The following is a 21135-nucleotide window of genomic DNA, read 5'->3' on the forward strand; positions in this document are numbered from 1 at the left end:
AAAGCTTGCTTTGCAGAGCCCATGACGGACGTCACCGCCACGGCGGAGGCCGCTGTGGACATATGGCCATATGTCGATGCGCTGAACTTGGATGAGATTGGCCTGCCCTATTTAAACGACGTTCACTACGTCTACCGGGACGCCCTAAACCGCTTCGATCAGGTTCTGATTGGTACCGGCCGCTTTAACACCCTTCTGGTCATCGTCGTCGATCTCGCCAAAAGCTCGGTCTTCGGGCATTTCTTGCTGGACTTGAACGAGGAGTACGGGGTGAGCGGTGGCCATTTGAGGTCTGTCTGACCTGTCGCCCGCCGACCCTTGCCATCTGCCCGTCCCCGGTGTAGCCAGTCCGCGCACTCGAACGTCTTGAAAGGAGGGCTCACGTGTTCACGTTCTATCGTCACCATCGTCAGCGTGGCCCGATTTCCGCCCTGCGAGCTTGCTTGCAGGGCTGACCGGACGGTCCGGGTTTTCCCGTTTCGATTTTTTGGTCTGCCCTTCGTGGTGCGCTATTCCGAGCATGAAGCCGGCACGCGCACCGTCAGAGTGCATCGAGCCGCTAGAGCATGATCCCGAAAGTGGGAACCGGTTTTCGAGATCATGCTCCACAAAGAGTCGGCCAAGACCAGAGAAATCCAAATGGCCCTGATCAGCCTGAAATCCCTCGGCGTCACCATGAGTGCGCCGCTCTTCTCCAACCTCGACCTCACCATCGGCGCTGGCGATCGGCTGGGTCTTGTCGCGGCCAATGGCCGTGGCAAATCCACGCTTCTCAAATGCCTGACGGGTGAACTCGAACCAACCACCGGCGACATCACCAGGTCGCGCGGCCTGCGTGTCGGCCATGTCGAGCAGTCCGTTCCCGAGGCGTTGCTCGACCGCAGCTTCCACCAGATCGTTGCCGATGCCTTGCCGGTCGAGCAGCGCGACAGCGAGCTTTGGCGCGTCGACGTCGTGCTGGATTCCCTCGACGTGCCGGAAGAAATGCGCGGCCGGCCGATGCGCGCCTTGAGCGGCGGTTGGCAGCGGCAGGCGCTGATCGCCCGCGTCTGGGTCACCGACCCGGACGTGCTTTTGCTCGACGAACCGACCAACCACCTCGACCTTGCCAAGATCAGCCAGTTGGAAACCTGGCTCAACGCGCTGCCGCGCGAGGTGCCGGTCATCATTGCCAGCCACGACCGCGCCTTCCTCGACGCCGTCACCAACCGCACGCTGTTCCTGCGCCCGGAAGAATCCCCGGTGTTTGCCCTGCCCTATTCACGGGCGAGAGAGGCTCTCGACGAGCTCGACGCCTCGACGGCGCGCAAGTTCGAACGCGACATGAAGGTCGCCCAGCAATTGCGCAAGCAGGCCGCCAAGCTCAACAACATCGGCATCAATTCCGGCAGCGACCTTTTGACGGTGAAGACCAAGCAGCTCAAGGAGCGGGCGGAGAAACTGCAGGATGCGGCGGTAGCGGCGCATCGCGAGCGTTCGGCCGGCGCGATCAGGCTGGCCAACCGCGGCACGCACGCCAAGGTGCTGATCACGCTGGAGGACCCGGCCGTGGAGACGCCCGACGGTACGCTGCTGTTCAGGACCGGCAAGCGCCACATCTGCCAGGACGACCGCATCGTGCTGCTCGGCCGCAACGGCGTCGGCAAGTCGCGCTTCATTGCGATGATCCGCAGCGCCATCGCCGAGCCAGGGTCGGTGGAGAACATCAAGGTGACGCCGTCGACCGTGCTTGGCTACAGCGACCAGGCGCTGTCGGGCATCGGCGGCGACGACACGCCGCTGGCGATGGTCTCGCGCCGCTTCGAGGCCGGCGAGCAGCGGGCGCGCTCGCTTCTCGCCGGCGCCGGCGTCGCTATCGAGATGCAGGAGAAAAAGATCGGCGCATTGTCGGGCGGGCAGCGGTCGAGGCTGATGATGCTGGTGCTGCGGCTGATCAACCCCAACTTCTATCTCCTCGACGAGCCGACCAACCACCTCGACATCGACGGCCAGGAAGCGCTGGAGGAGGAACTGTTGAAACATCAGGCGAGTTGCCTGCTCGCCTCGCACGACCGCTCCTTCATTCGCGCGGTCGGCAATCGCTTCTGGCTGATCGAGAAGCGGCGGCTGATCGAAGTCGACGGTCCGGAGGAGTTCTTCCGCGCGGCCGCCGAAACGGAGCGCTGAGACCACCGCAAAGCCCGGCCTTCTGCAAGCCGGCTTTCGGGCGCAAAAAATTCACGCGATCTGTCGGATCGCCGCAGCACCCTCCGTCCTTGGGATGCCGACACGATGATGCCGGCATCAACCAGGGAGAATTGATCATGTCGGTACTGTCATCCATCGGACGCATAGCAACCCGGTATGCGGCGGCACGCGCCCGCTACCGCAGTGAACGCATCTTGCTCTCTCTACCGGCCGCGCTGCGCAAGGATATCGGCTTTCCGGAAGCCTTTGACGCGCAGAACAACTCTCGTGTCTGAAAGGCGCTTCGATATTTGCAGCCCGGAGTCCGCCATTGACGGCGGCCGTCAGAAGGCGACCGCCGCTCAATCATGCGTATCGCCCGAAAGTGGCGTTGCCCGCATTGATGCGCGCTTTTCGAAAGCCTCGTACCAGCGCGTCAACCTTCCGCGCAAACGAAAAGACGGAAGGTGACGGAACTCCATCCACGACAGCGTGGTGGCTAAGGCTATGTGACCGACGTCAGGCAACACCTCATCGTCGAGGGCGCTTTCGATCCAGTCGTAGCTCGCCTCGATCTTCTCCCGATATCCGTCGGCAAGAGCACCAACTCCCAACGCAAGGCAATGCCAGTCTGCGCCAGGTCTTGGGCGACCGACTGCAGCCTCAACGCCTGCCAGCGTCCCTCCCCGTCCTGCGGCAGCAGCTTGCGACCGTCATGCAAAGTGTCGAGATAGGCGCAGATCACGTCTGAATCGAAGATCGGCGTCGCATCGGGTCGCAACAGCACCGGCACCTTGCCGAGCGGGTTTTCAGCGTAGACGCGAGCATTGCGCAATGTCGGGCTGGTCTCGTGATGAATGACCTCGAGCCGGCCGGCAATGCCGACCTCGTGAGCGAAGACGAGCGTTTTGCGCGCGAAGGGAGAATGTGTTTGATAGTAAAGGATCATCGTAGCCTCGGAGCGGCGTCTGGTTCCGCCTTTTCTAGCCCGCAAGCCGCGAGAATTGCGCTCTGAATGGGGCCAGCCGATGCAAGTTCGTTTCACGGCCTTTCATTCAACCACTGGTGCCCAGGGCCCGGCCCTCTGAAAAAATTTCCGCGACCGTGTAGGATTGCTGTCGCCTCGTCCGTCTTTGATCGCAAGGCCCAATCAACCCGTGAAGAGGAACACGCAGATGACCGACCAGACCCCACCCCGCGCCAAGGTGCTTGGCGGACTGACCCCCTATCTGCAGGTCGACGGCGCCATCAAGGCGGCCGAGTTCTACAAGAAGGCTTTCGGGGCCGAGGAGGTCTTTGCCTATCCGCCGGACGACAAGGGCCGCACCATGCATATCCATCTCTATGTCAACGGCTCGACGCTGATGCTGGGCGACGCCTATCCCGAACACGGCCATCCGCATCAGGCGGCGCAGGGCTACGTGCTGCAGCTCCATCTCGGCAGCGAAGACATCGATGCCTGGTGGCAGCGCGCCGTCGACGCCGGCTGCGAAGTCGTCACGCCGCTGCAGGTGATGTTCTGGGGCGACCGCTGGGGCCAGGTGAAGGATCCGTTCGGCGTCGCCTGGGCGATGAACGCGCCGGTGAAATAGGTTTCCTAGCGAGCAAGCGTCGCCCACCGCGCCGGGTCGTATCCGCGCCGACCCGGCGTCCGTTTTCAGCAAAGGAGTACACCATGTCCTATGTCGATGGTTTCGTGCTTGCCGTGCCGAAGGCAAATCTCGATGACTACAAGAAAATGGCTGGCAATGCCGGCGCCGTCTGGATGGAGCACGGCGCGCTCGCCTATGTCGAATGCATTGGCGACGACGTGCCTTACGGCGAGCTGACCTCGTTTCCGCGCGCCGTGCAGGCGAAGGACGACGAGGTCGTCATCTTCGCCTGGGTCGTGTACGGCTCCAGGCAGAGCCGCGACGCGGTCATGGCGAAAGTGATGGCCGATGAGCGCCTCAAGATGGACTGGTCGACAATGCCGTTCGACGGCAAGCGCATGATCTTCGGCGGCTTCCAGCCGTTCATCGAGCTTTGAGTAGCTTGACCCCAAGGTAGGCTGAGATTGAGGTCAGGCCGAGCCGAGAAAGGTGGTTTCCGAGAACCGAACGGAGCGTACGTTAAGTACGTGAGTACCGGCCTATGCCGGCCGTAGCCTTAACTGCCACGCCACTCTCATGTCATGATGCTTCGGCCGGCTCTCATGTCATGATGCTTCGGCCGGCGAAGGCCGGAAGCGCAGGTAACCACCGTTCGCAGGCCGGCCTCACCTTAATATCAGCCTAGCTTATCGAGCAGCGGCTTCAGCCTGTCCCCATAGCGCTTCCACAGATCGACCGAGCCCTGATACATCGGCTGGCGCACCTGCGCGGCCGACGCCGTGCGCACCGGCCGGTCGGTCTCGTGGAACGCCAGCACCTTGTCGTCCCAGGGCAGGCCGAGATGCGCCATCAAGGCGCGTGTCTGCCCTTCCTGGTCGGCGACGAAATCCTCATAACGGACATCGTGGACGACGCCGGGCAGCACCTTGTGCCAATGCGCCATGATGTCGGCATAGAGGTTGTGGAAATCGGCGAGCTCGCCGAGATCATAGCCGTAGCGGTGGCTGTCGCCGCGGAAATGCACCTTGAAGATCGACAGACACGTGGCCGCAGCGTCGCGCGCGCAATGCACGATCTTCGCCTTCGGCAGCATCATGTGAAGGAAGCCGACCAGCAGGAAGTTGCCCGGCATCTTGTCGGTGACGTGGCGGAAGCCCGGATAGCGGGTATGCAGCATGTCGAGATAGGCCTGCCCCGCCTCGGCGAAGGCCTTGTCCGGCATGTCGGCGATCCCCCAGGGAAAGCCGCCCTGCATGCTCATCGGAAACTGCTTGCCGACCGCCGTCTTCAGGATGCTGAGCTCGCCGGCGCCGAAAACCTGGGGATGGCTGGCGATGATCTGCTCGACCAGCGTCGTGCCGGAACGCGGCATGCCGACGACGAAGATCGGCGCATCGTCGGCAATGTCGCTTGGTTTGTGCTTCTCGAAGAAGGCCTTGTCGAACACCGCCTTCATCGCCTCGAACTCGTCGCGTGTCCTCACCGGATCGTAGTCGATGCCCTTGCGGCGGATCGCGTTGCCCTCGGCGAAATAGTCGAAGGCGCGGCCATAGTCCTTCAGGTCGTCATTGGCCTTGCCGAGGCCGAAGGAAAGCTGCATGCGCGCGAGGCTGTCCTGCGGCGCCTTGGCGTGCTCGGCCTCCATGCTCGCAAGCTCGGGGTCGCGCTCGGACTGGCGTTTGACCTGGGTCAGCAGAAGCCAGGCCTTCGCCATGGCGGGAGCGATCGCCACCGCCTGGCGGGCAAGATCGGCGGCTTCAGTGAGCTTGCCCTTCTCCATCATGGCGACGCCGAGCCCATAGAGCAGCTCCGCATCCTTGGGCCGGATCGACAGCGACTCGCGAAACAATGCAATCGCCTCGTCCAGCCGCCCGGCTTCCTGTAGCGTTTCGGCAAGGCCGATGCGGGCGCGGACATGGAACGGGTTGCGGCCGATCGTGCCGCGGTAGATCTCCTCGGCGCCCTCGAACTGGCCGAGCTGCTTCAGCGACGAGCCGAGATTGTCGCGCGCTGCCAATTGGTCCGGTCGGATGTCCACAGCACCGCGGAAGAAATCGACAGCGGCGGCGACGCGACCGAGGTCGCGCATGACCGTGCCCATATTGTTGAGGAAATCGGCATTCCTGGGCTGCAGCGTCACCGACTGCTCGATCAGGTCGAGCCCTTCCTCGCTGCGGCCGGTCTGATGCAGGAGAAGCCCGAGGAAATGCAGTGCAGCGGCATGGTTCGGCTGCTGTCCCAGCACCTGCCGGTAAAGCTGCTCCGCTTCCTGTCGGCGCCCTGCCTGGTGCAGTTGCAGCGCCCGCTGCACATGAGGATCGAGCGGGCTCGCCGAACTGGCCTTGCCACTCGCGCCCGCCGCTCTTCTCTGATCTCTGTTAATGGGAAACCTGCCGTGTTTGTCCGCCCGCCGGACCTAAGCCAAGCGGACGGGAGATGCAAGTGTGTGCGTAGCGCTCCGACGAGCTGCCCGCGACGCGGAACGCAAACCGGGCCTCGCTAGCAAGGTCCATCGCCGACGATGCGGTAGTCCGCCGCGCGGGCTTCGCATGCATTCGGGAAAGTGCGCAATTCGCCGCGGCGCCTGGCGCAGACCGGCGCGTATTCGCGCGTGCAGAAGGTTTCTCCGTCGCCGGCCCCACCGCCACCATCCCGGCAAGGGCCGTCACGCACGATACGATACCCTGCCCTCTCCGCCTGGCAGGCATTGGCGAAGGTCTGGCGGTCGCCGCCGCGCCGTGCGCAGACCGGTTCGTATTGCATGGTGCAGAGCTGCGGATGCGGCCTCGGCGGGCGTGGACGCGGTCCTTCGTCGACGACCACCGTACAGGCCGCCAGCAATGCCGACAGAAGCAGGGCGACAAGGCCCTGCCCCGAAACGATTGCCGCAAGAAATCGCATCGGGTTCCCTCCTCGGCTGCCAAAAACCGGCATCAACTCGCGCAATCCTCGCTATTCCGGCATCAAAGGCAACCCCGGTCGGTGATTTGGCCTGACCGAATGAACCCGGCGCCGCAGAGCCTTCGCGCTGGCCTATGCCTGGCTTTTCTCTGGCCGATGACCAGTCAAGACGCCGGGTCTATCGATGCCCTGCGTTGGGCGCGCCAAGGGCCGCCCGCGGCGCCGTCTTGCAACCATCACGTTTCCGTGTAATAAATTTGGCGTTCGGGCATTTGCGACCCGGAGAGCGGCACGTTTTGGACGACCTTTCCCCGATAGTGTGAATCTCTGACGGCCCCGTTTTTCGGCGGGGGCTTTGACCATGCGCGAATGCATGACAGCCGAAGCAACCACCGGGACTTGCCCAAGCCACCAGACAGCGGGCAGGCCCCCGAGACTGATACGGGTGAAGGAGTTTCCCCATGGCCCAGACCGGCACCGTAAAGTTCTTCAACGCCACCAAAGGCTTCGGCTTCATCACGCCTGACGGCGGCGCCAAGGACGTGTTCGTCCACATCTCCGCGATCGAGGCCTCGGGCCTGCGCACGCTCGTCGACGGCCAGAAGGTCACCTTCGACGTCGAGCCGGACCGCATGGGCAAAGGCCCGAAGGCGGTCAACCTGCGCGCCGCCTGAGCAGGCAAAGCTGCCTGTTCTGAGCTGATGAACGGCGTGGCAGGATCATGAGCAGGCTTCGCAAGAAGCTTGAGTTTTCGAGGGCGCGACGGTTCCGTCGCGCCCTTTTTTGTCCGGCAAATGGTTGGATTGGCAGGCGAAAACTTTCTCTTGCCGATAGCGCTAAAATAAAGGACAAATTTCCTCTCGGGCAGTTTGCCGGCCCGAGACTGACTTGATGGGATCAAAGGAGCTTCCCATGCCGCAGACCGGCACCGTCAAATTCTTCAACCATGCCAAGGGCTTCGGCTTCATCACGCCCGACGATGGCGCGAAGGATGTCTTCGTCCATATTTCGGCCGTGCAGGCGTCGGGCCTTCCCGGTCTCGAGGATGGGCAGAAAGTGACATTCGACACCGAGCCGGACAAGCGCGGCAAGGGTCCGAAGGCCGTCAATCTGTCTATCGGCTGAGCCGGCTCAAGACAGATCCGACGGAGGCTGAGCAGGCGGGACGCCCCCGCAGAGCTCGGAATTTTGTTCGAGCCGCGAAACCGTTTCGACCAATTTCGTTCAGCCTCCGTTCAGCCACGGTCTCCTATTAACCTTTGCTAAAGCCGATCCGCATCCCCTGAAAAATACGCGGGCCGGCGCGAAGGAGACCGAAAATGAACCGATTTCTCAAGACCGCCATCCTGACCGCCGGCATTGCCGCGACCACTTTGGCCACCTTCTCGGCGGCCAATGCTGACGATTGGCGCTGGCGTCGTCATCATCACAATGGCGGCGACGCCCTCGCCGCCGGCGTTGTCGGCCTCGCGGCAGGCGCCCTGATCGGCAGCGCGCTCAGCAATCCCGGGCCGAGGTACTACGATCCGGCCTATGAGGACGGCTATTATGTCGACCGGCCCGTTCGCCGCTACTACGTTCAGCCGCGTGTCGTCTATGCCGACCGCTATGCCGAGCCGTGGACCCGCGACTGGTACGAGTACTGCTCGGACCGCTACCGCACCTTCAACTCGCGTACCGGCACCTTTACCGGCAATGATGGCGAGCAGCATTTCTGCGTCGCCAACTAACAGACTTAGGGTTCCCTGCCCCGAGCAAAGCGCCGCCTCTCCGCGGCGCTTTTGTTTTGTATGCAGGTCAGACCAAAAATGGATTGGTCCGGCGCTCCTCGCCGAAGCGGCCGCCCGGACCGTGGCCGCAGATGAAGCCGATATCGTCGCCGAGCGGCAGAAGCTTGTCCTTGATCGAGGCGATCAGCGCGGCGTGATCGCCGCCCGGCAGATCGGTGCGGCCGATCGAGCCGCGAAACAGCACGTCGCCGACATGGGCGAACTTGGCCGCGCGATTGTAGTAGACGACATGGCCCGGCGCATGCCCCGGACAATGCAGCACCTCGAATTGATGCTCGCCGAACGAGACCGTGTCGCCTTCGCTGAGGAAACGGTCCGGGATGCAATTTCGCACCGGATCGGCAAGGCCGAAACGCCTGGCCTGGTTCTCGAGATTGGCAAGCAGCGGCCGATCGGCCTCATGCGGGCCGATGATCTCGATGCCGAGCACGTCCTTCAGTTGCATCGCTCCGCCGGCATGATCGATATGGCCATGGGTGATCCAGATCGCCTCCGCGGTGATCGCGTTGTCCTTCAGCGCTGCCAGTATCTTGTCGACATCGCCGCCTGGATCGACGACGACGCCGTTCCTATGGTTCATGTCGAACAGGATGGTGCAGTTCTGCTGGAAGGGCGTGACCGGCACGATGCCGGCATTGAGCTGACCCATGACTTTCCTTTCGAAGTGTCGTCCTGATGTAGAGACCGCGGCGGACTGCGTCCACCGTCACCTCGGGCGAATGATCCTCGAAAAGAAATGGGCGGCCGTAGCCGCCAGCAATAGTTGAAAAGAAATGGGCGGCCGTAGCCGCCCATGCGCAGGTCCGAAAGGTATCTGACCTATTTCTTCATCGCGCCCATGACCGCGCCGATGATGGCGGTTAGGATTGCGCCGCCGCCGGCGCCGCCGACGATGTTCTGTACGTTCAACGCGCTGCCCAATCCGCCCGCCGCTGCCGCGGCCGCCGCCGGATCGACCGTGCCGCCGCCGAGCAGGCTGCCGAGAATGGCCGCGCCGCCGACGCCGCCGATGGCGCCACCGAGGATCTTGGGAAGCTGACCCAGTGCCGCCTGTTTCAACGCCGCGCCGACTGCCTGGCCGCCAATAATACCCGTAATCACCTGAATAACGATCGCAACGAGCGTGTTCGTATCCATGTACCTAGTCCCTCCATAGCCGCCAGCCTCCTCGGGCCGACGCCATCATGAGACGCCGAATTGTTCGAAAGTCAAATGCGCACACGCTTAAATAAAAGAGGCGGCTCGAAAACCGCCCCTATTGCACAAAAAAGCTGTGACTATCTCTATTCTGCGGCAATCGCGTGCTTTGGTTGCACTGCAGCAGAATAGTCGTTCATCAACGTCTTTGCGATCTCGCCGACCTCGAATCGGTACGGACCGATCTCCGAAACCGGAGTGACTTCAGCAGCCGTGCCGGTGAGGAAGCACTGCTCGAAGCCTTCGAGCTCTTCCGGCATGATGGCGCGCTCGATCACCTCGAAACCGCGCTCCTTGGCCAGGCCGATCACGGTGCGGCGGGTGATGCCGTCGAGGAAGCAGTCGGGCGTCGGCGTGTGGACCTTGCCGTCCTTGACGAAGAAGATGTTGGCGCCGGTGGCTTCCGCCACCTGGCCGCGCCAGTCGAGCATCATGGCGTCGGCATAGCCCTTGGCCTCGGCGGCATGCTTGGACAGCGTGCAGATCATATAGAGGCCGGCGGCCTTGGACTTGGACGGCGCGGTGCGCGGGTCGGGCCGGCGCCATTCGGCGATATCGAGACGGATGCCCTTCAGCTTCTGCGCCGGGTCGAAATAGCTCGGCCACTGCCAGATGGCGACGGCGCAATTGATGCGGTTGTTCTGCGCCGAGACGCCCATCTGCTCGCTGCCGCGCCAGGCGATCGGGCGCACATAGGCGTCCTGGAAACCCTGCTTCTTCAGAAGCGTGCGGCAGGCCTCGTCGATATCGGCGATCGAATAGGGAATCTTAAAGCCGAGCAGGCGCGCCGATTCATGCAGGCGCTCGTTGTGCTCGGTCAGCTTGAAGATCTGGCCGCCATAGGCGCGCTCGCCCTCGAAGACGGCGCTGGCATAGTGCAGGCCGTGGGTCAGCACATGGACCTTGGCGTCGGCCCAATTGACGAACTCGCCGTTCATCCAGATGAAGCCGTCCAGTTGGTCGAAGGGAACGGATGCCATGGAAACCTCCCGCGGGCGGGCGCCCGCAAATCGTTGTGTCATATGGCGTTTCGTGTCAGCCGCGCGACAGGTCCGAAAACGCCGGCCGGTGCCTGGAAACGTAGGCGGATATTCAATCCATGGCAAACTCAGGAAGTTCCGGAAAAACGGCTTCCGCTTGCCTTTTCGTTCGCAATCCGCCGAAAAGCTTGTCAAAAATTATCATTGCGGGGAAATTACGTCAACAGTACTGACGTAATCCTCGCTTGGGCATGGAGAAATGATGACGGATCGAAGCCCCGCAACCGGAAAACCGATCAGGACGGCGATCTCCGACGACGACGGCATCGACTTTGCCATCATCGAGCTGTTTTTCTTCGCCTATCGCGACTTCACCTCCGATCCCGACCAGATCCTTGCCGATTACGGCTTCGGCCGCGCCCATCATCGCGTGCTGCATTTCGTCAACCGCAGGCCTGGACTGACGGTTGCCGAGCTGCTCGACGTGCTGAAGATCACCAAGCAGAGCCTGGCGCGGGTGTTGAAGCAGCTGATCGACACGGACCATATTGTCCAGGTGCAAGGTCCGCGCGACCGCCGGCAGCGCGAGCTCTACCCGACCGCCAAGGGCCGCGCGCTGGCACTGGCGCTGGCACGGCCACAGTCGCGCCGCATCCGTGCTGCATTGGAAGATTCCGGAACCACCGAACGCGCCTCGATCGAAAGATTCCTGGAGGCGATGGTCAATCCGGAACTAAGGGCGCAGATCAACATTGTGCCTGCGCAAACATCGGGGAAGAAAAATGGAGACCACTGAGAAGGTTGATCATCCGGCAGCGCCCGGCGATGATGCGCCGCATCTGCTGGTGGTCGATGACGACACCCGCATCCGCAATCTGCTCAAGCAATATTTGTCCGAGAACGGTTTTCGCGTCACCGTCGCCGGCAATTCCGGCGAGGCCCGGCGCAAGCTCGCGGGGCTCGACTTCGACCTGCTTGTGCTCGACGTCATGATGCCTGGCGAAACCGGCGTCGACCTCACCAAGGCGCTGCGGGCCGAGAAGAACGTGCCGATCCTGATGCTGACGGCGCTGTCGGAGACCGACAGCCGCATCACCGGGCTCGAGGCCGGCGCCGACGACTATCTGCCGAAGCCCTTCGATCCGCGTGAGCTCATCCTGCGCATCAACAACATCCTGCGCCGCGGCGGGCCGGCGGCGACGCCCAAGGTCGAACAGCTCGTCTTCGGCCCTTACACGTTCCAGATCGCCAAGCGCGAGCTGAAGCGCGGCGGCGAAGCGTTGAAGCTGACCGACCGCGAGCAGGAGATCCTGGCGATCTTCGCCGCGCGGGCCGGAGAGACGATACCTCGCCATGAACTTGTCGGCGACGAATCGGATGTCGGCGAGCGTACCATCGATGTCCAGATCAACCGGCTGCGCCGCAAGATCGAGCGCGATCCGTCCAATCCGGTGTGGCTGCAGACCGTGCGCGGTATTGGGTATCGGCTCAGCGTGGAATAAATTACTCTCGAAGGCCCTTTGCTGAACGGCCATCGACGAGCGGAAGGCGAATGGCGACCACGCAACTGGAAAAGCCCAAGGGCGGCGGCCTCGGCGATCTCGCGATGCGGACTCTGAGGGCGATGCCGCGCGCCTGGAACCGCTTCTGGCGCCTGGTCGCGCTCTACATGCCGAAGCGGCTTTATGCGCGCTCCCTCATCATCGTCATCGCGCCGATGATCCTCCTGCAGTCGGTCGTCGCCTTCGTCTTCATGGAGCGCCACTGGCAGACGGTCACCCAGCGCCTGTCGCAGGCCACTATCGCCGACATCGCCGCCATCATCGACATGATGGAAACCTTCCCGCACGACGCCGATTACGCCAACATCATCCGCATCGCCCAGGACCGCATGCAGCTGAAAGTGGATCTGCTCCCGCCCGATCCGCTGCCGCCCCCAGGGCCGAAGCCGTTCTTCTCCATCCTCGACACGGCCCTGTCGTCGGAGATCACCAGGCAGATCAACCGCCCCTTCTGGATCGACACGGTCGGCAACTCCAACGTCGTCGAGGTCCGTGTCCAGCTCGAAGGCAAGGTCTTGCGCGTCTTCGTGCGCCGCAGCCAGGCCTATGCCTCGAACACCCATATCTTCCTGATCTGGATGGTCGGCACCTCGCTGGTGCTGTTGATGATCGCCATTCCCTTCCTGCGCAACCAGATCAGGCCGATCCTGACCCTGGCCGAAGCCGCCGAGAGCTTCGGCAAGGGGCGGCCGATGCCGCGTGATTTCCGGCCGCGCGGCGCGGAGGAAGTGCGCCGTGCCGGCTTCGCCTTCATCCAGATGCGCGAGCGCATCGAGCGCCAGATCGAGCAGCGCACCGCCATGCTGACCGGCGTCAGCCATGACCTCAGGACCATTCTAACCCGCTTCAAGCTGCAGCTGGCGCTGGCCGGCGGCAAGTCGGAAACCAAAGCCGCCCTCAACCAGGACATCGACGACATGCAATCGATGCTGGAGGGCTATCTTTCCTTTGCCCGCGGAGAGGCGGCGGAAGGCACCGGCCGCTTCGATCTCGATGCCTATTTCCAGAAGCTTGGCGAGGAAGCGCAGCTGCGCAAATGCAAGCTGTCGACGACACTGACCGGCGATCCGACCGTGCATGTGCGGCCGAACGCCTTTGCCAGGCTGATGTCCAACGTCATCGGCAACGCCTTCCGCTATGCCAAGACGGTCGAGGTTCATGCCAACCACGGCCGCGGCTCGCTCACCGTCACCATCGACGACGACGGTCCGGGGATTGCCCCCGACAAGCGCGAAGAGGTGTTCAAGCCGTTCCTGCGGCTCGACGAGGCGCGCAACCTCGACGCCAGCGGCACAGGTCTCGGCCTGTCGATCGCGCGCGACATTGCCCGCAGCCATGGCGGCGACATCACGCTTGAAGACAGCCCGCTCGGCGGCCTGCGCGCAGTGATCAAAGTTCCTGCCTAAATCGGGAAAGACGGGGTTCATCCGCCCGTCATGAAACCATGGTCAAGAGCGCGCATGAAGCGCGCGACCTTTATCGATTCGGCCATGCCGCCCCGCTTCGATCCCGCGCCTGCCCGGGTGCGCTGGAGCGAAGCGCGAGCTGCCGCTTGGTTGCCGTTCCGCCACCGCGCTGGCGCGCTCAAGAATCTCTCCGAAGGATCGTCATGCGGATCCTGATGGTCACCGATGCATGGCGGCCGCAGGTCAACGGCGTGGTCCACACGCTGGAGCGGCTGACCGAAACGTTGAAATCCTACGACGTCCAGGTCGATTTCCTGACGCCGAACATCTTCCGCACCTTGCCGCTGCCGACCTATCCGGACATCCGCCTCGCGTTGACGACCCCAGGTCATGTCGCGCGCCTGATCGATGCACGCAAGGCCGACCATATCCACATCGTCACCGAAGGACCGCTGGGCATCATGGCGCGCCGCTATTGCCGCAAGGCCGGGCGCCCCTTCACCACCAGCTATCACACGCGCTTTCCCGAATATCTCAGCGCCCGCCTGCCGGTGCCGGAGAGCTGGGCCTATAACTGGCTGCGCGACTTCCACAATTCCGGACAGGGCACGCTGGTCGCCACACAGTCGCTGGCGGACGACCTTGCCTCGCGCGGCTTCAACAAGCTGAGACCCTGGACGCGCGGCGTCGACACCGATCATTTCCGGCCGGATAAGCGCAAGGACACGGATTTCCCGCGCCCGGTCTTCCTCTGCGTCGGCCGCGTCGCGATCGAAAAGAACCTGACCGCCTTCCTCGACCTCGACCTCCCCGGCAGCAAGGTGGTGGTCGGCGAAGGACCGGAACTGACAAAGCTCAAGGCCCGCTATCCGAACGCGCATTTCCTCGGCCACCGCCCGAACGACGAACTGGCGGAAATCTATGCCTCGGCCGACGTCTTCGTCTTCCCGAGCCGCACCGACACGTTCGGCAACGTCATCATCGAGGCTTTGGCCAGCGGCACGCCGGTGGCCGCCTATCCGGTGACGGGACCGATCGACATCGTCGGCGACGGCGTTGGCGGGGTCGTGTCCGAGGATCTGGGCGAGGCCGCGCTCAAGGCGCTTCATATCGACCGCGCGGAGGCGCGCCAGCGCGCCATGCGCTACAGCTGGAAGGCCTGCGCCGAGATGTTCCTCGACGTGGTCGAGGAAGCGCTGGGGATGCCGCGCAAGCGCGCCGATCAGGATGTGGTGACGTCAGGCCGGCCCAGGCTCGTCCTAGAATAAGCGTCCGCCGTCCGGCACCGTGCGCTCGATGGCGCCGAGCACGACGGCGCCCTCTTCATCTGGAAAGCCCAGCGTCAGAACTTCCGACATAAAGGGGCCGATCTGGCGCGGCGGGAAATTGACCACCGCGAACACCTGCCGGCCGATCAGCGTCTCCGGCGTATAATATTTGGTAATCTGCGCCGATGACTTCTTCACCCCGATGGCCGGGCCGAAATCGATCTTCAATTTGATCGCCGGCTTGCGCGCTTCCGGGAAAGGCTCGGCTTCGACAATCGTGCCGGCCCGGATGTCGACGCGGTCGAAATCGGCAAAACCGATCTCGGGCTTGCGCTCGCTGCTGGAACTCATCGATGGTATTGGCTTCGCTCAGGCGTTTCCATGGGTCTCAAAGAGCACGCTGGACAACGCGTCCTTGGCCGATGTACCCGACCAGACGACGAACTGGAAGGCCTGGAAATAGCATTCGCAGGCTTCGAGTGCCGAGGACAAAAGCACCTCGACCTGCTGGCTCGAAGGCTCGACCCCGCCGGCAAGCAGCAGCGACTGGCGGAACATGATCGCGCCTTCCTGCTCCCAGAGGTCGAAATGGCCGAACAGCATCTGTTCGTTGATCAGCGACAGGAGCCGCATCACTTCGAGTGCGCGCGTCTCCGGCACCTTGATGTCGAAGGCACAGGCCAGGTGCAGCGCCTCGAAATCCTCCATCCAGGAGAAGGAGACGTGATAGTCGGTCCAGCTGCCGGCCACCGAAATCGAAATCTCATCGTCGCCGGCGCGTTCGAAGGACCAGTCATTGTTGTGGGCCACCTGCTCGATGACATCCACCGGGTGGATTTCGCGGGACAATTCGAGTTCGAGAAGTTCCATGGATGCTTCCTGTGTTCAGGGGAGCGCCACACGCTCCGCGGGGCACACACGACGAACAATCTTGTCTAGAACTCGGACGGCCAGGAACTTCTCAAACGCAAAGACCCCAGACCGGACCCACCGCCCGGCGCATGATCCCTGCTCCGAATCATGCAACAAATTCAGTCTATTGATCGGGAGTCGCGTGAACAGCCCAATTTTTCGCACTGCGTCATTCGCATGTGGAAAGGCGCTGTCAAAAAGATTCATGCAACGCCGGTAAGCGATTCACGGCAAAGCGATTTTTCGGATCGCGCTTTGTGGAAAAGTTTACGATTATTTTTTTGATCGAGGCTTCGCCGCGGCCGCCGGTGCGGCCTGACCGGTCAATTCGGCGAGCTTCGCCTCGAGCGCCTCGACACGCGCCGCAAGCTGGATGTTGTCTTCCCTGGCCTTCACCGCCATTTCGCGCGCCGCCTCGAACTCCTCGCGCTGCACCACATCCATGGAGTTGAGCAGGCGCTCGGCCTGGCTGCGGAAAGCAGTCTCCATCTCGCGTCGAACGCCCTGCGCGGCCCCCGCTGCATCCGTCATCAGCTTGGCGAATTCATCGAGAATGCGGTTCGGTCCGTTCGACATGGCAGATCCTCGCTTCGTCGTTTTGACGTAGTGGCGCGCAAGGCGGAATGCAAGCGAAGCTTGCCTTGACCCCGCCAAAACCCTGCCGCATGGTCCGCGCCCTAACGCGACCGTGCTCGGGAGACCCTGTTTGAGCGAATATTTCCTGCTGCCGCTGGCCTCCCTGCCCTTCCCCAATATCGATCCGGTCATCGTCAATATCGGACCGCTGGCGGTGCATTGGTATGGCGTCGGCTACATCGTCGGCATCCTCTTTGCCTGGTGGTACGCCAAGCGGCTCGCCACCAACACCGGCCTTTGGCCGGACGGCAAGCTGCCGATGAAGCCGGAGGACCTCGACGATTTCATCGTCTGGGCGGCCATCGGCGTGGTGCTCGGCGGGCGGACCGGTTACGTGCTCTTCTACGACCTGCCGCGCTACATCGCGCATCCGCTCGACATTTTTGCGGTCTGGCAGGGTGGCATGTCGTTCCACGGCGGGCTGCTCGGCGTCATCCTCGCCATGACCTTGTTCTCGCTCAAGCGCGGCATCCACACCTGGACGCTGTTCGATGTCGTCTCTGCCGGCGTGCCGGTCGGCCTTGGGCTGGTGCGAGTGGCCAATTTCATCAATGCCGAACTCTGGGGCCGGCCGTCGGACGTGCCCTGGGCGATCGAATTCCCCAATGGCGGCCCGTTTACCCGCCATCCCAGCCAGCTCTATGAAGCCCTGCTCGAAGGTCTCGTCCTGTTCCTGGTGCTGCGCTTCCTCACCCATTCGCGGCTGAAGCTGAGAACACCGCGCTTCGTCGGCGGCGCCTTCATCTGCGGCTATGGCCTGTCGCGCATCTTCGTCGAGTTCTTCCGCGAGCCCGACCAGCAGCTCGGCTACCTGCTCGGCACCAACTGGCTGACCATGGGCATGATCCTGTCCTCGCCGATGGTGCTCGCCGGCATCTGGGCGATGGCGACGGCAAAGCCGATGACGCAAACGCAGCCGGCATGACCCGGCTGAAGGAGCGCATCGTCAGCCTGATCGGCGCCGTGGGGCCGATCCCGGTCAGCGAGTATATGGCGCTTTGCCTGTTCGACCCCGAGGACGGCTACTACACGACGCGCGAGCCCTTCGGCGCCGCCGGCGACTTCGTCACAGCGCCGGAGATCAGCCAGATGTTCGGCGAGCTCGTCGCCGTCTGGCTTTACCAGGCCTGGCAGGGCGCTGGCCGGCCGCTCCCCGTGATCTTCGCCGAAATCGGTCCCGGTCGCGGCACCCTGATGAAGGACATGCTGCGCGCCTGGGCGCGGCTCGATCCGGCCTTTGCCGCCGGCGCTTCCTTCGCCATGATCGAGACCAGTCCGCGCCTGGCCAAAATCCAGCAAGCGACGCTCGCCGGGCAGAGTTCAGCCCTGAGCTGGCACCAGACCATCGACACGCTGCCGCAGCAGCCGATGTTCATCGTCGGCAACGAGCTGTTCGACGCGGTGCCGATCCGCCAGTTCGTCTATGTCGGTTCGGGCTGGCGCGAACGCATGGTCGGGCTCGACGATGCCGACAATCTCCACTTCTTCGCCGGCGCTGGCTCTATCGACCCGGCGCTGCTGCCGTCGGGCGTGGCGGGCGCGCCGCAAGGCACGATCGTCGAGGTGGCGCCGGCCCGTGCTGCGCTGATGGCGGCGATTGCCGAGCGCATCGCCGGCCATGGCGGCGCCGGGCTGTTCATCGACTATGGCCATCTTCAGCCCGGCATCGGCGACACATTGCAGGCCCTGCGCAGGCACGATCACGAAGACGTGCTGGCCAATCCCGGCGAGGCCGATCTCACCGCGCATGTCGATTTCGCGGCCCTGGCCGCAAGCGCCCGCGCGCACGGCCTCGACGCGGAACTGACCACGCAGGGCGAATTCCTGCTCGGCATGGGCCTGCTCGAGCGCGCCGGCGCACTCGGCGCCAAGGCCGACGACGGCGAGCGGCAGACGATTTCCGAGGCCGTCGAACGCCTCGCCGGCCCCGATGCAATGGGTAAGCTGTTCAAGGTGATGACGATCAAGCCGGCGGCGAAAACGGGCTGACATCTGCAGCCAGTCCGTGCAAGCTGGTCCCGCCACTTGCCCGAGCTTCGCCCCTTGCTGAACTTCACCTTGACGAAACGGCCTGCGCGGACAACAAACCCATCCATGCTGAATCAGACCAGACCCGATCCAGTACGCTCGCCTCTGCTTGAGAAGGCGCAAGGCATACGCCACGGCTATTTCACCCGCGTCGGCGGCGTGTCCGGCGGCATCTACCATGGCCTCAACATCGGCACAGGCTCCAGTGACGATCAAACACTGGTCGCCGAGAACCGTCGCCGTGTTGCCGACTGGATGGGCGTGCCGGCGGATCATCTCCTCACCGCGCACCAGGTCCATTCCCCCGATGTGGTCATCGCCAGGGAGCCTTTCGCAAGCCCTCGCCCCAAGGCCGATGCCATCGTCACCGATCGGCCAGGCGTCGCCGTCGGCGCCTCGACGGCCGATTGCGGCCCGGTCCTGTTCGCCGACGCTGAAGCCCGCGTCGTCGGCGCGGCACACGCCGGTTGGAAAGGCGCCTTCACCGGCGTGCTCGAAAACACGGTTGCCGCGATGGAAGGCCTCGGCGCCCGCCGCGAGCGCATCGTCGCCGTGCTTGGCCCTTCCATCGGACCCGACAATTACGAGGTCGGGCCCGAATTCGTCGCCCGCTTCGTCGAAGCCGATGCAGGCAATCAGCGCTATTTCAGGCCGTCGGCCAGTCCCGGCCACTCGATGTTCGACCTCAACCAATATACGGTCGACCGGCTGCTAAGCGCCGGCGTGACCGCCGAGGGCCTCGGCCGCTGCACTTACGCGGAAGAAGATCTTTTCTATTCCTACCGGCGCACCACTCACCGCAAGGAAGCGGATTATGGGCGCCAGGTTTCGGCAATCGTTCTGGAGAAAGAGTAATGGCGCTGCATTTCGAACGTTCGGAATTCGACGCGCGGCGCGACCGGCTGCTGATCGAGATGGCCGAGAAGAAGCTCGACGCCGTGCTTTTGTTCGCGCAGGAGAGCATGTACTGGCTGACCGGCTACGACACCTTCGGCTTCTGCTTCTTCCAGTGCCTGGTGGTTAAGGCCGACGGCTCGATGGTGCTGCTCACCCGCTCGGCCGATTTGAGACAAGCGCGCCACACCTCGACCATCGAGAATATCGTGCTGTGGACCGACCGCGACGGCGCCAACCCCGCGATCGACCTGCGCAACCTGCTCAACGACCTCGATCTGCTCGGCGCCCGCATCGGCGTCGAATACGACACGCATGGCCTGACCGCCTACAATGGCCGCCGCGTGGATGAACAGCTACAGACCTTCGGCCAGATCGCCGATGCGTCCGGCATCGTCGGCCGGCTGCGGCTCTTCAAGAGCCCGGCTGAAGTCGCCAAGGCGGAAAAGGCGGCAAGCCTTTCCGACGATGCGCTCGATGCCGCTTTGCCGCTGATCAAGCAGGGCGGCGACGAGGGCCTTATCCTTGCCGCCATGCAAGGTGCCGTTTTTGCCGGCGGCGGCGACTATCCAGCCAACGAGTACATCATCGGTTCCGGCGCCGATGCCTTGCTTTGCCGCTACAAGGCCGGGCGCCGCAAGCTTACCAAGAACGACCAGCTGACGCTCGAATGGGCGGGCGTCTTCCATCACTACCACGCTCCGATGATGCGCACGGTGTTGACCGGCAAGGTCTCGAAGCGCCACCAGGAACTGTTCGATGCTGCCCGCGCCGCGCTGCTTGCGGTCGAGAAGGCGATGATGCCGGGCAACACCTTCGGTGATGTCTTCGATGCGCATGCCCGCACGCTCGAAGCGCATAGTCTGACCAAGCACCGGCTGAATGCCTGCGGCTACTCGGTCGGCGCCCGCTTCACGCCATCCTGGATGGATATGCCGATGTTCTACCAGGGCAATCCGGAGCCGATCGCGCCCAGCATGACGCTGTTCGCGCACATGATCATCATGGATTCAGAAACCGAAACGGCGATGACGCTTGGCCGCACCTACCTCACCACGGAATCGGCGCCGAAGCCGCTCTCCCGCCATGATCTCGACTTGATCGTACAGTGAATCCATAATGGTTGGTTCACGCGGGCGCGTCGCCACCAGGGAGTGTTCGGGCAAATGAGACGATCGCAGGTGACGACCGTGTCATTGCTTGCGGCGCTGGCGCTTGCCGCTTGCACCAACGCCAAGGACGTTCTCGATCCTTCCGCCGTCAAGCCGCCGGCTAATTCGGCCCAGGCTTTGCCGGCCACCCAGGGCACATCGGCCACTACCTCCCCGACCACGACCTCGCCAGCCCCCGCGGCGACGGCGGCCGCTTCGACATCCGCCACGCCGGCCCAGACCGCCGCCATCGCCAAGACCCGGCTGCAGGTGGCGCCGATCGTCGGGGCCTCCGTGGAGGCCGCGGCACCCTTGACAGCGGAACTGCAGGTGCGCGCCAGGCAGCGCGGCGTGACGCTCGTCGGCAGCACCGACCAGACGGCGACGCATGTGCTGAAAGGTTATTTTTCGACGATGTCCGAGGGCAAGGACACCACCGTCATCTATGTCTGGGACATCTACGACCCATCGGGCAACCGCCTGCATCGCATCAATGGCCAGCAGAAGGCGCCTTCCGTCGGCAGCGGCGAGGGTTGGCCGGCGGTCGCGCCGGCGACCATGCAGGCGATCGCCGATCAGACGATCGACCAGTTCACCGCCTGGCTCGGCAGCGGTGGCGCCGGCTAGTGCGATCTGTTGTGTTGCCGGCTTG

General features: G+C 63.4%; 25 protein-coding genes and 1 pseudogene. 17 read left to right on the top strand and 9 right to left on the bottom strand.

The window, feature by feature from the left end; translation table 11 throughout:
- The first annotated feature begins 21 nt into the window (after positions 1–21).
- From AU465_RS30165 to AU465_RS30175, 3 genes are all read left to right on the top strand, one after another.
- Positions 22–300, top strand: a complete 279-nt coding sequence (locus AU465_RS30165) for a hypothetical protein (RefSeq protein WP_192256184.1) — start codon at positions 22–24, stop codon at positions 298–300.
- Positions 301–639: 339 nt separating this feature from the next.
- Positions 640–2166: an ABC-F family ATP-binding cassette domain-containing protein gene (locus AU465_RS30170; protein ID WP_192256186.1), complete on the top strand. Its 1527-nt coding sequence runs from the start codon at positions 640–642 to the stop codon at positions 2164–2166.
- 137 nt (positions 2167–2303) lie between these two features.
- A complete protein-coding gene (locus AU465_RS30175) occupies positions 2304–2462 on the top strand; it encodes a hypothetical protein (RefSeq protein WP_192256188.1) in 159 nt (52 codons plus the stop codon).
- A 66-nt stretch (positions 2463–2528) separates the two neighbouring features.
- Here the strand turns inward: AU465_RS30175 and AU465_RS30180 are convergent.
- Positions 2529–3115, bottom strand: a pseudogene (locus AU465_RS30180) (glutathione S-transferase).
- 226 nt (positions 3116–3341) lie between these two features.
- Here AU465_RS30180 and AU465_RS30185 point away from each other — a divergent pair.
- Positions 3342–3758 carry a VOC family protein gene (locus AU465_RS30185; RefSeq protein WP_192256190.1) on the top strand — a complete coding sequence of 139 codons (417 nt, stop codon included), beginning with the start codon at positions 3342–3344 and terminating at the stop codon, positions 3756–3758.
- 83 nt (positions 3759–3841) lie between these two features.
- Positions 3842–4195, top strand: a complete 354-nt coding sequence (locus AU465_RS30190; protein WP_192256192.1) for a DUF1428 domain-containing protein — start codon at positions 3842–3844, stop codon at positions 4193–4195.
- Positions 4196–4434: 239 nt separating this feature from the next.
- Here AU465_RS30190 and AU465_RS30195 read toward each other — a convergent pair whose 3' ends face one another.
- Both AU465_RS30195 and AU465_RS30200 read right to left on the bottom strand, forming a co-directional pair.
- Complete coding sequence (locus tag AU465_RS30195) at positions 4435–6069, bottom strand: tetratricopeptide repeat-containing sulfotransferase family protein (protein ID WP_192256194.1); 1635 nt, start codon at positions 6067–6069, stop codon at positions 4435–4437.
- 188 nt (positions 6070–6257) lie between these two features.
- Positions 6258–6659 (bottom strand): Kazal-type serine protease inhibitor domain-containing protein, encoded by a 402-nt coding sequence (locus tag AU465_RS30200; RefSeq protein ID WP_192256195.1) that lies wholly within the window; start codon positions 6657–6659, stop codon positions 6258–6260.
- A 461-nt stretch (positions 6660–7120) separates the two neighbouring features.
- Between AU465_RS30200 and AU465_RS30205 the strand changes: the two genes are divergently transcribed.
- From AU465_RS30205 to AU465_RS30215, 3 genes are all read left to right on the top strand, one after another.
- Positions 7121–7333 carry a cold-shock protein gene (locus AU465_RS30205; RefSeq protein WP_006202520.1) on the top strand — a complete coding sequence of 71 codons (213 nt, stop codon included), beginning with the start codon at positions 7121–7123 and terminating at the stop codon, positions 7331–7333.
- 238 nt (positions 7334–7571) lie between these two features.
- Positions 7572–7784 (top strand): cold-shock protein, encoded by a 213-nt coding sequence (locus AU465_RS30210; protein WP_006202521.1) that lies wholly within the window; start codon positions 7572–7574, stop codon positions 7782–7784.
- 194 nt (positions 7785–7978) lie between these two features.
- Positions 7979–8389: a BA14K family protein gene (locus tag AU465_RS30215; RefSeq protein WP_192256196.1), complete on the top strand. Its 411-nt coding sequence runs from the start codon at positions 7979–7981 to the stop codon at positions 8387–8389.
- A gap of 67 nt (positions 8390–8456) precedes the next feature.
- Here the strand turns inward: AU465_RS30215 and AU465_RS30220 are convergent, their stop codons facing one another.
- The 3 genes from AU465_RS30220 to AU465_RS30230 form a co-directional block, all read right to left on the bottom strand.
- Positions 8457–9098: an MBL fold metallo-hydrolase gene (locus AU465_RS30220; protein ID WP_192256197.1), complete on the bottom strand. Its 642-nt coding sequence runs from the start codon at positions 9096–9098 to the stop codon at positions 8457–8459.
- Positions 9099–9268: 170 nt separating this feature from the next.
- Positions 9269–9586 carry a hypothetical protein gene (locus AU465_RS30225; RefSeq protein WP_126081674.1) on the bottom strand — a complete coding sequence of 106 codons (318 nt, stop codon included), beginning with the start codon at positions 9584–9586 and terminating at the stop codon, positions 9269–9271.
- Between the two features lie 146 nt (positions 9587–9732).
- On the bottom strand, positions 9733–10626 hold the full coding sequence (locus AU465_RS30230; protein WP_192256198.1) for a branched-chain amino acid aminotransferase: 894 nt from the start codon (positions 10624–10626) through the stop codon (positions 9733–9735).
- A gap of 262 nt (positions 10627–10888) precedes the next feature.
- Here AU465_RS30230 and AU465_RS30235 point away from each other — a divergent pair, with 262 nt between their 5' ends.
- The 4 genes from AU465_RS30235 to AU465_RS30250 all read left to right on the top strand — a co-directional run bounded on the left by AU465_RS30235 (position 10889) and on the right by AU465_RS30250 (position 14862).
- Positions 10889–11422, top strand: a complete 534-nt coding sequence (locus tag AU465_RS30235) for a MarR family winged helix-turn-helix transcriptional regulator (protein WP_192256199.1) — start codon at positions 10889–10891, stop codon at positions 11420–11422.
- Positions 11409–12128, top strand: a complete 720-nt coding sequence (locus tag AU465_RS30240; RefSeq protein WP_059188911.1) for a response regulator — start codon at positions 11409–11411, stop codon at positions 12126–12128. Before AU465_RS30235 ends, AU465_RS30240 begins: the two co-directional genes overlap by 14 nt.
- A 50-nt stretch (positions 12129–12178) precedes the next feature.
- Positions 12179–13594 carry an ATP-binding protein gene (locus tag AU465_RS30245; protein WP_192256200.1) on the top strand — a complete coding sequence of 472 codons (1416 nt, stop codon included), beginning with the start codon at positions 12179–12181 and terminating at the stop codon, positions 13592–13594.
- Between the two features lie 203 nt (positions 13595–13797).
- Positions 13798–14862, top strand: a complete 1065-nt coding sequence (locus AU465_RS30250) for a glycosyltransferase family 4 protein (protein WP_192256201.1) — start codon at positions 13798–13800, stop codon at positions 14860–14862.
- On the opposite strand, the gene AU465_RS30255 is transcribed toward AU465_RS30250, so the two are convergent.
- From AU465_RS30255 to AU465_RS30265, 3 genes are all read right to left on the bottom strand, one after another.
- Entirely contained in the window at positions 14854–15213 is a 360-nt protein-coding gene (locus tag AU465_RS30255; RefSeq protein WP_192256203.1) for a tRNA-binding protein, read from the bottom strand. The genes AU465_RS30250 and AU465_RS30255 overlap by 9 nt on opposite strands.
- An 18-nt stretch (positions 15214–15231) precedes the next feature.
- On the bottom strand, positions 15232–15732 hold the full coding sequence (locus AU465_RS30260) for a type III secretion system chaperone family protein (RefSeq protein WP_192256205.1): 501 nt from the start codon (positions 15730–15732) through the stop codon (positions 15232–15234).
- Positions 15733–16047: 315 nt separating this feature from the next.
- Positions 16048–16350 (bottom strand): accessory factor UbiK family protein, encoded by a 303-nt coding sequence (locus AU465_RS30265; protein WP_126098780.1) that lies wholly within the window; start codon positions 16348–16350, stop codon positions 16048–16050.
- A 130-nt stretch (positions 16351–16480) separates the two neighbouring features.
- Between AU465_RS30265 and lgt the strand changes: the two genes are divergently transcribed.
- The 5 genes from lgt (at position 16481) to AU465_RS30290 (ending at position 21110) form a co-directional block, all read left to right on the top strand.
- Positions 16481–17335 carry a prolipoprotein diacylglyceryl transferase gene (gene lgt / locus AU465_RS30270; protein WP_192256207.1) on the top strand — a complete coding sequence of 285 codons (855 nt, stop codon included), beginning with the start codon at positions 16481–16483 and terminating at the stop codon, positions 17333–17335.
- Positions 17332–18399 carry a class I SAM-dependent methyltransferase gene (locus AU465_RS30275; protein WP_192256209.1) on the top strand — a complete coding sequence of 356 codons (1068 nt, stop codon included), beginning with the start codon at positions 17332–17334 and terminating at the stop codon, positions 18397–18399. The genes lgt and AU465_RS30275 overlap by 4 nt, the downstream gene beginning before the upstream one ends.
- A 105-nt stretch (positions 18400–18504) precedes the next feature.
- Positions 18505–19293, top strand: coding sequence for a peptidoglycan editing factor PgeF (pgeF, locus tag AU465_RS30280; RefSeq protein ID WP_192256211.1), 789 nt, complete (start codon positions 18505–18507; stop codon positions 19291–19293).
- Positions 19293–20444 (top strand): M24 family metallopeptidase, encoded by a 1152-nt coding sequence (locus AU465_RS30285; protein ID WP_192256213.1) that lies wholly within the window; start codon positions 19293–19295, stop codon positions 20442–20444. The genes pgeF and AU465_RS30285 overlap by 1 nt, the downstream gene beginning before the upstream one ends.
- Before the next feature lie 54 nt (positions 20445–20498).
- Positions 20499–21110, top strand: coding sequence for a hypothetical protein (locus AU465_RS30290; RefSeq protein ID WP_192256215.1), 612 nt, complete (start codon positions 20499–20501; stop codon positions 21108–21110).
- The last annotated feature ends 25 nt before the right edge of the window (positions 21111–21135 follow it).

It is taken from the genome of Mesorhizobium silamurunense (assembly GCF_014843905.1).
Lineage (GTDB): Bacteria > Pseudomonadota > Alphaproteobacteria > Rhizobiales > Rhizobiaceae > Mesorhizobium > Mesorhizobium silamurunense.

Excerpts from the sequence above, each read along its gene's own strand:
- AU465_RS30165 (WP_192256184.1), top strand. The coding sequence starts at position 22 with ATGACGGACGTCACCGCCACGGCGGAGGCCGCTGTGGACATATGGCCA.
- AU465_RS30170 (WP_192256186.1), top strand. The coding sequence starts at position 640 with ATGGCCCTGATCAGCCTGAAATCCCTCGGCGTCACCATGAGTGCGCCG.
- AU465_RS30175 (WP_192256188.1), top strand. The coding sequence starts at position 2,304 with ATGTCGGTACTGTCATCCATCGGACGCATAGCAACCCGGTATGCGGCG.
- AU465_RS30185 (WP_192256190.1), top strand. The coding sequence starts at position 3,342 with ATGACCGACCAGACCCCACCCCGCGCCAAGGTGCTTGGCGGACTGACC.
- AU465_RS30190 (WP_192256192.1), top strand. The coding sequence starts at position 3,842 with ATGTCCTATGTCGATGGTTTCGTGCTTGCCGTGCCGAAGGCAAATCTC.
- AU465_RS30200 (WP_192256195.1), bottom strand. The coding sequence starts at position 6,659 with ATGCGATTTCTTGCGGCAATCGTTTCGGGGCAGGGCCTTGTCGCCCTG.
- AU465_RS30205 (WP_006202520.1), top strand. The coding sequence starts at position 7,121 with ATGGCCCAGACCGGCACCGTAAAGTTCTTCAACGCCACCAAAGGCTTC.
- AU465_RS30210 (WP_006202521.1), top strand. The coding sequence starts at position 7,572 with ATGCCGCAGACCGGCACCGTCAAATTCTTCAACCATGCCAAGGGCTTC.
- AU465_RS30215 (WP_192256196.1), top strand. The coding sequence starts at position 7,979 with ATGAACCGATTTCTCAAGACCGCCATCCTGACCGCCGGCATTGCCGCG.
- AU465_RS30220 (WP_192256197.1), bottom strand. The coding sequence starts at position 9,098 with ATGGGTCAGCTCAATGCCGGCATCGTGCCGGTCACGCCCTTCCAGCAG.
- AU465_RS30225 (WP_126081674.1), bottom strand. The coding sequence starts at position 9,586 with ATGGATACGAACACGCTCGTTGCGATCGTTATTCAGGTGATTACGGGT.
- AU465_RS30230 (WP_192256198.1), bottom strand. The coding sequence starts at position 10,626 with ATGGCATCCGTTCCCTTCGACCAACTGGACGGCTTCATCTGGATGAAC.
- AU465_RS30235 (WP_192256199.1), top strand. The coding sequence starts at position 10,889 with ATGACGGATCGAAGCCCCGCAACCGGAAAACCGATCAGGACGGCGATC.
- AU465_RS30240 (WP_059188911.1), top strand. The coding sequence starts at position 11,409 with ATGGAGACCACTGAGAAGGTTGATCATCCGGCAGCGCCCGGCGATGAT.
- AU465_RS30245 (WP_192256200.1), top strand. The coding sequence starts at position 12,179 with ATGGCGACCACGCAACTGGAAAAGCCCAAGGGCGGCGGCCTCGGCGAT.
- AU465_RS30250 (WP_192256201.1), top strand. The coding sequence starts at position 13,798 with ATGCGGATCCTGATGGTCACCGATGCATGGCGGCCGCAGGTCAACGGC.
- AU465_RS30255 (WP_192256203.1), bottom strand. The coding sequence starts at position 15,213 with ATGAGTTCCAGCAGCGAGCGCAAGCCCGAGATCGGTTTTGCCGATTTC.
- AU465_RS30260 (WP_192256205.1), bottom strand. The coding sequence starts at position 15,732 with ATGGAACTTCTCGAACTCGAATTGTCCCGCGAAATCCACCCGGTGGAT.
- AU465_RS30265 (WP_126098780.1), bottom strand. The coding sequence starts at position 16,350 with ATGTCGAACGGACCGAACCGCATTCTCGATGAATTCGCCAAGCTGATG.
- AU465_RS30275 (WP_192256209.1), top strand. The coding sequence starts at position 17,332 with ATGACCCGGCTGAAGGAGCGCATCGTCAGCCTGATCGGCGCCGTGGGG.
- pgeF (WP_192256211.1), top strand. The coding sequence starts at position 18,505 with ATGCTGAATCAGACCAGACCCGATCCAGTACGCTCGCCTCTGCTTGAG.
- AU465_RS30285 (WP_192256213.1), top strand. The coding sequence starts at position 19,293 with ATGGCGCTGCATTTCGAACGTTCGGAATTCGACGCGCGGCGCGACCGG.
- AU465_RS30290 (WP_192256215.1), top strand. The coding sequence starts at position 20,499 with ATGAGACGATCGCAGGTGACGACCGTGTCATTGCTTGCGGCGCTGGCG.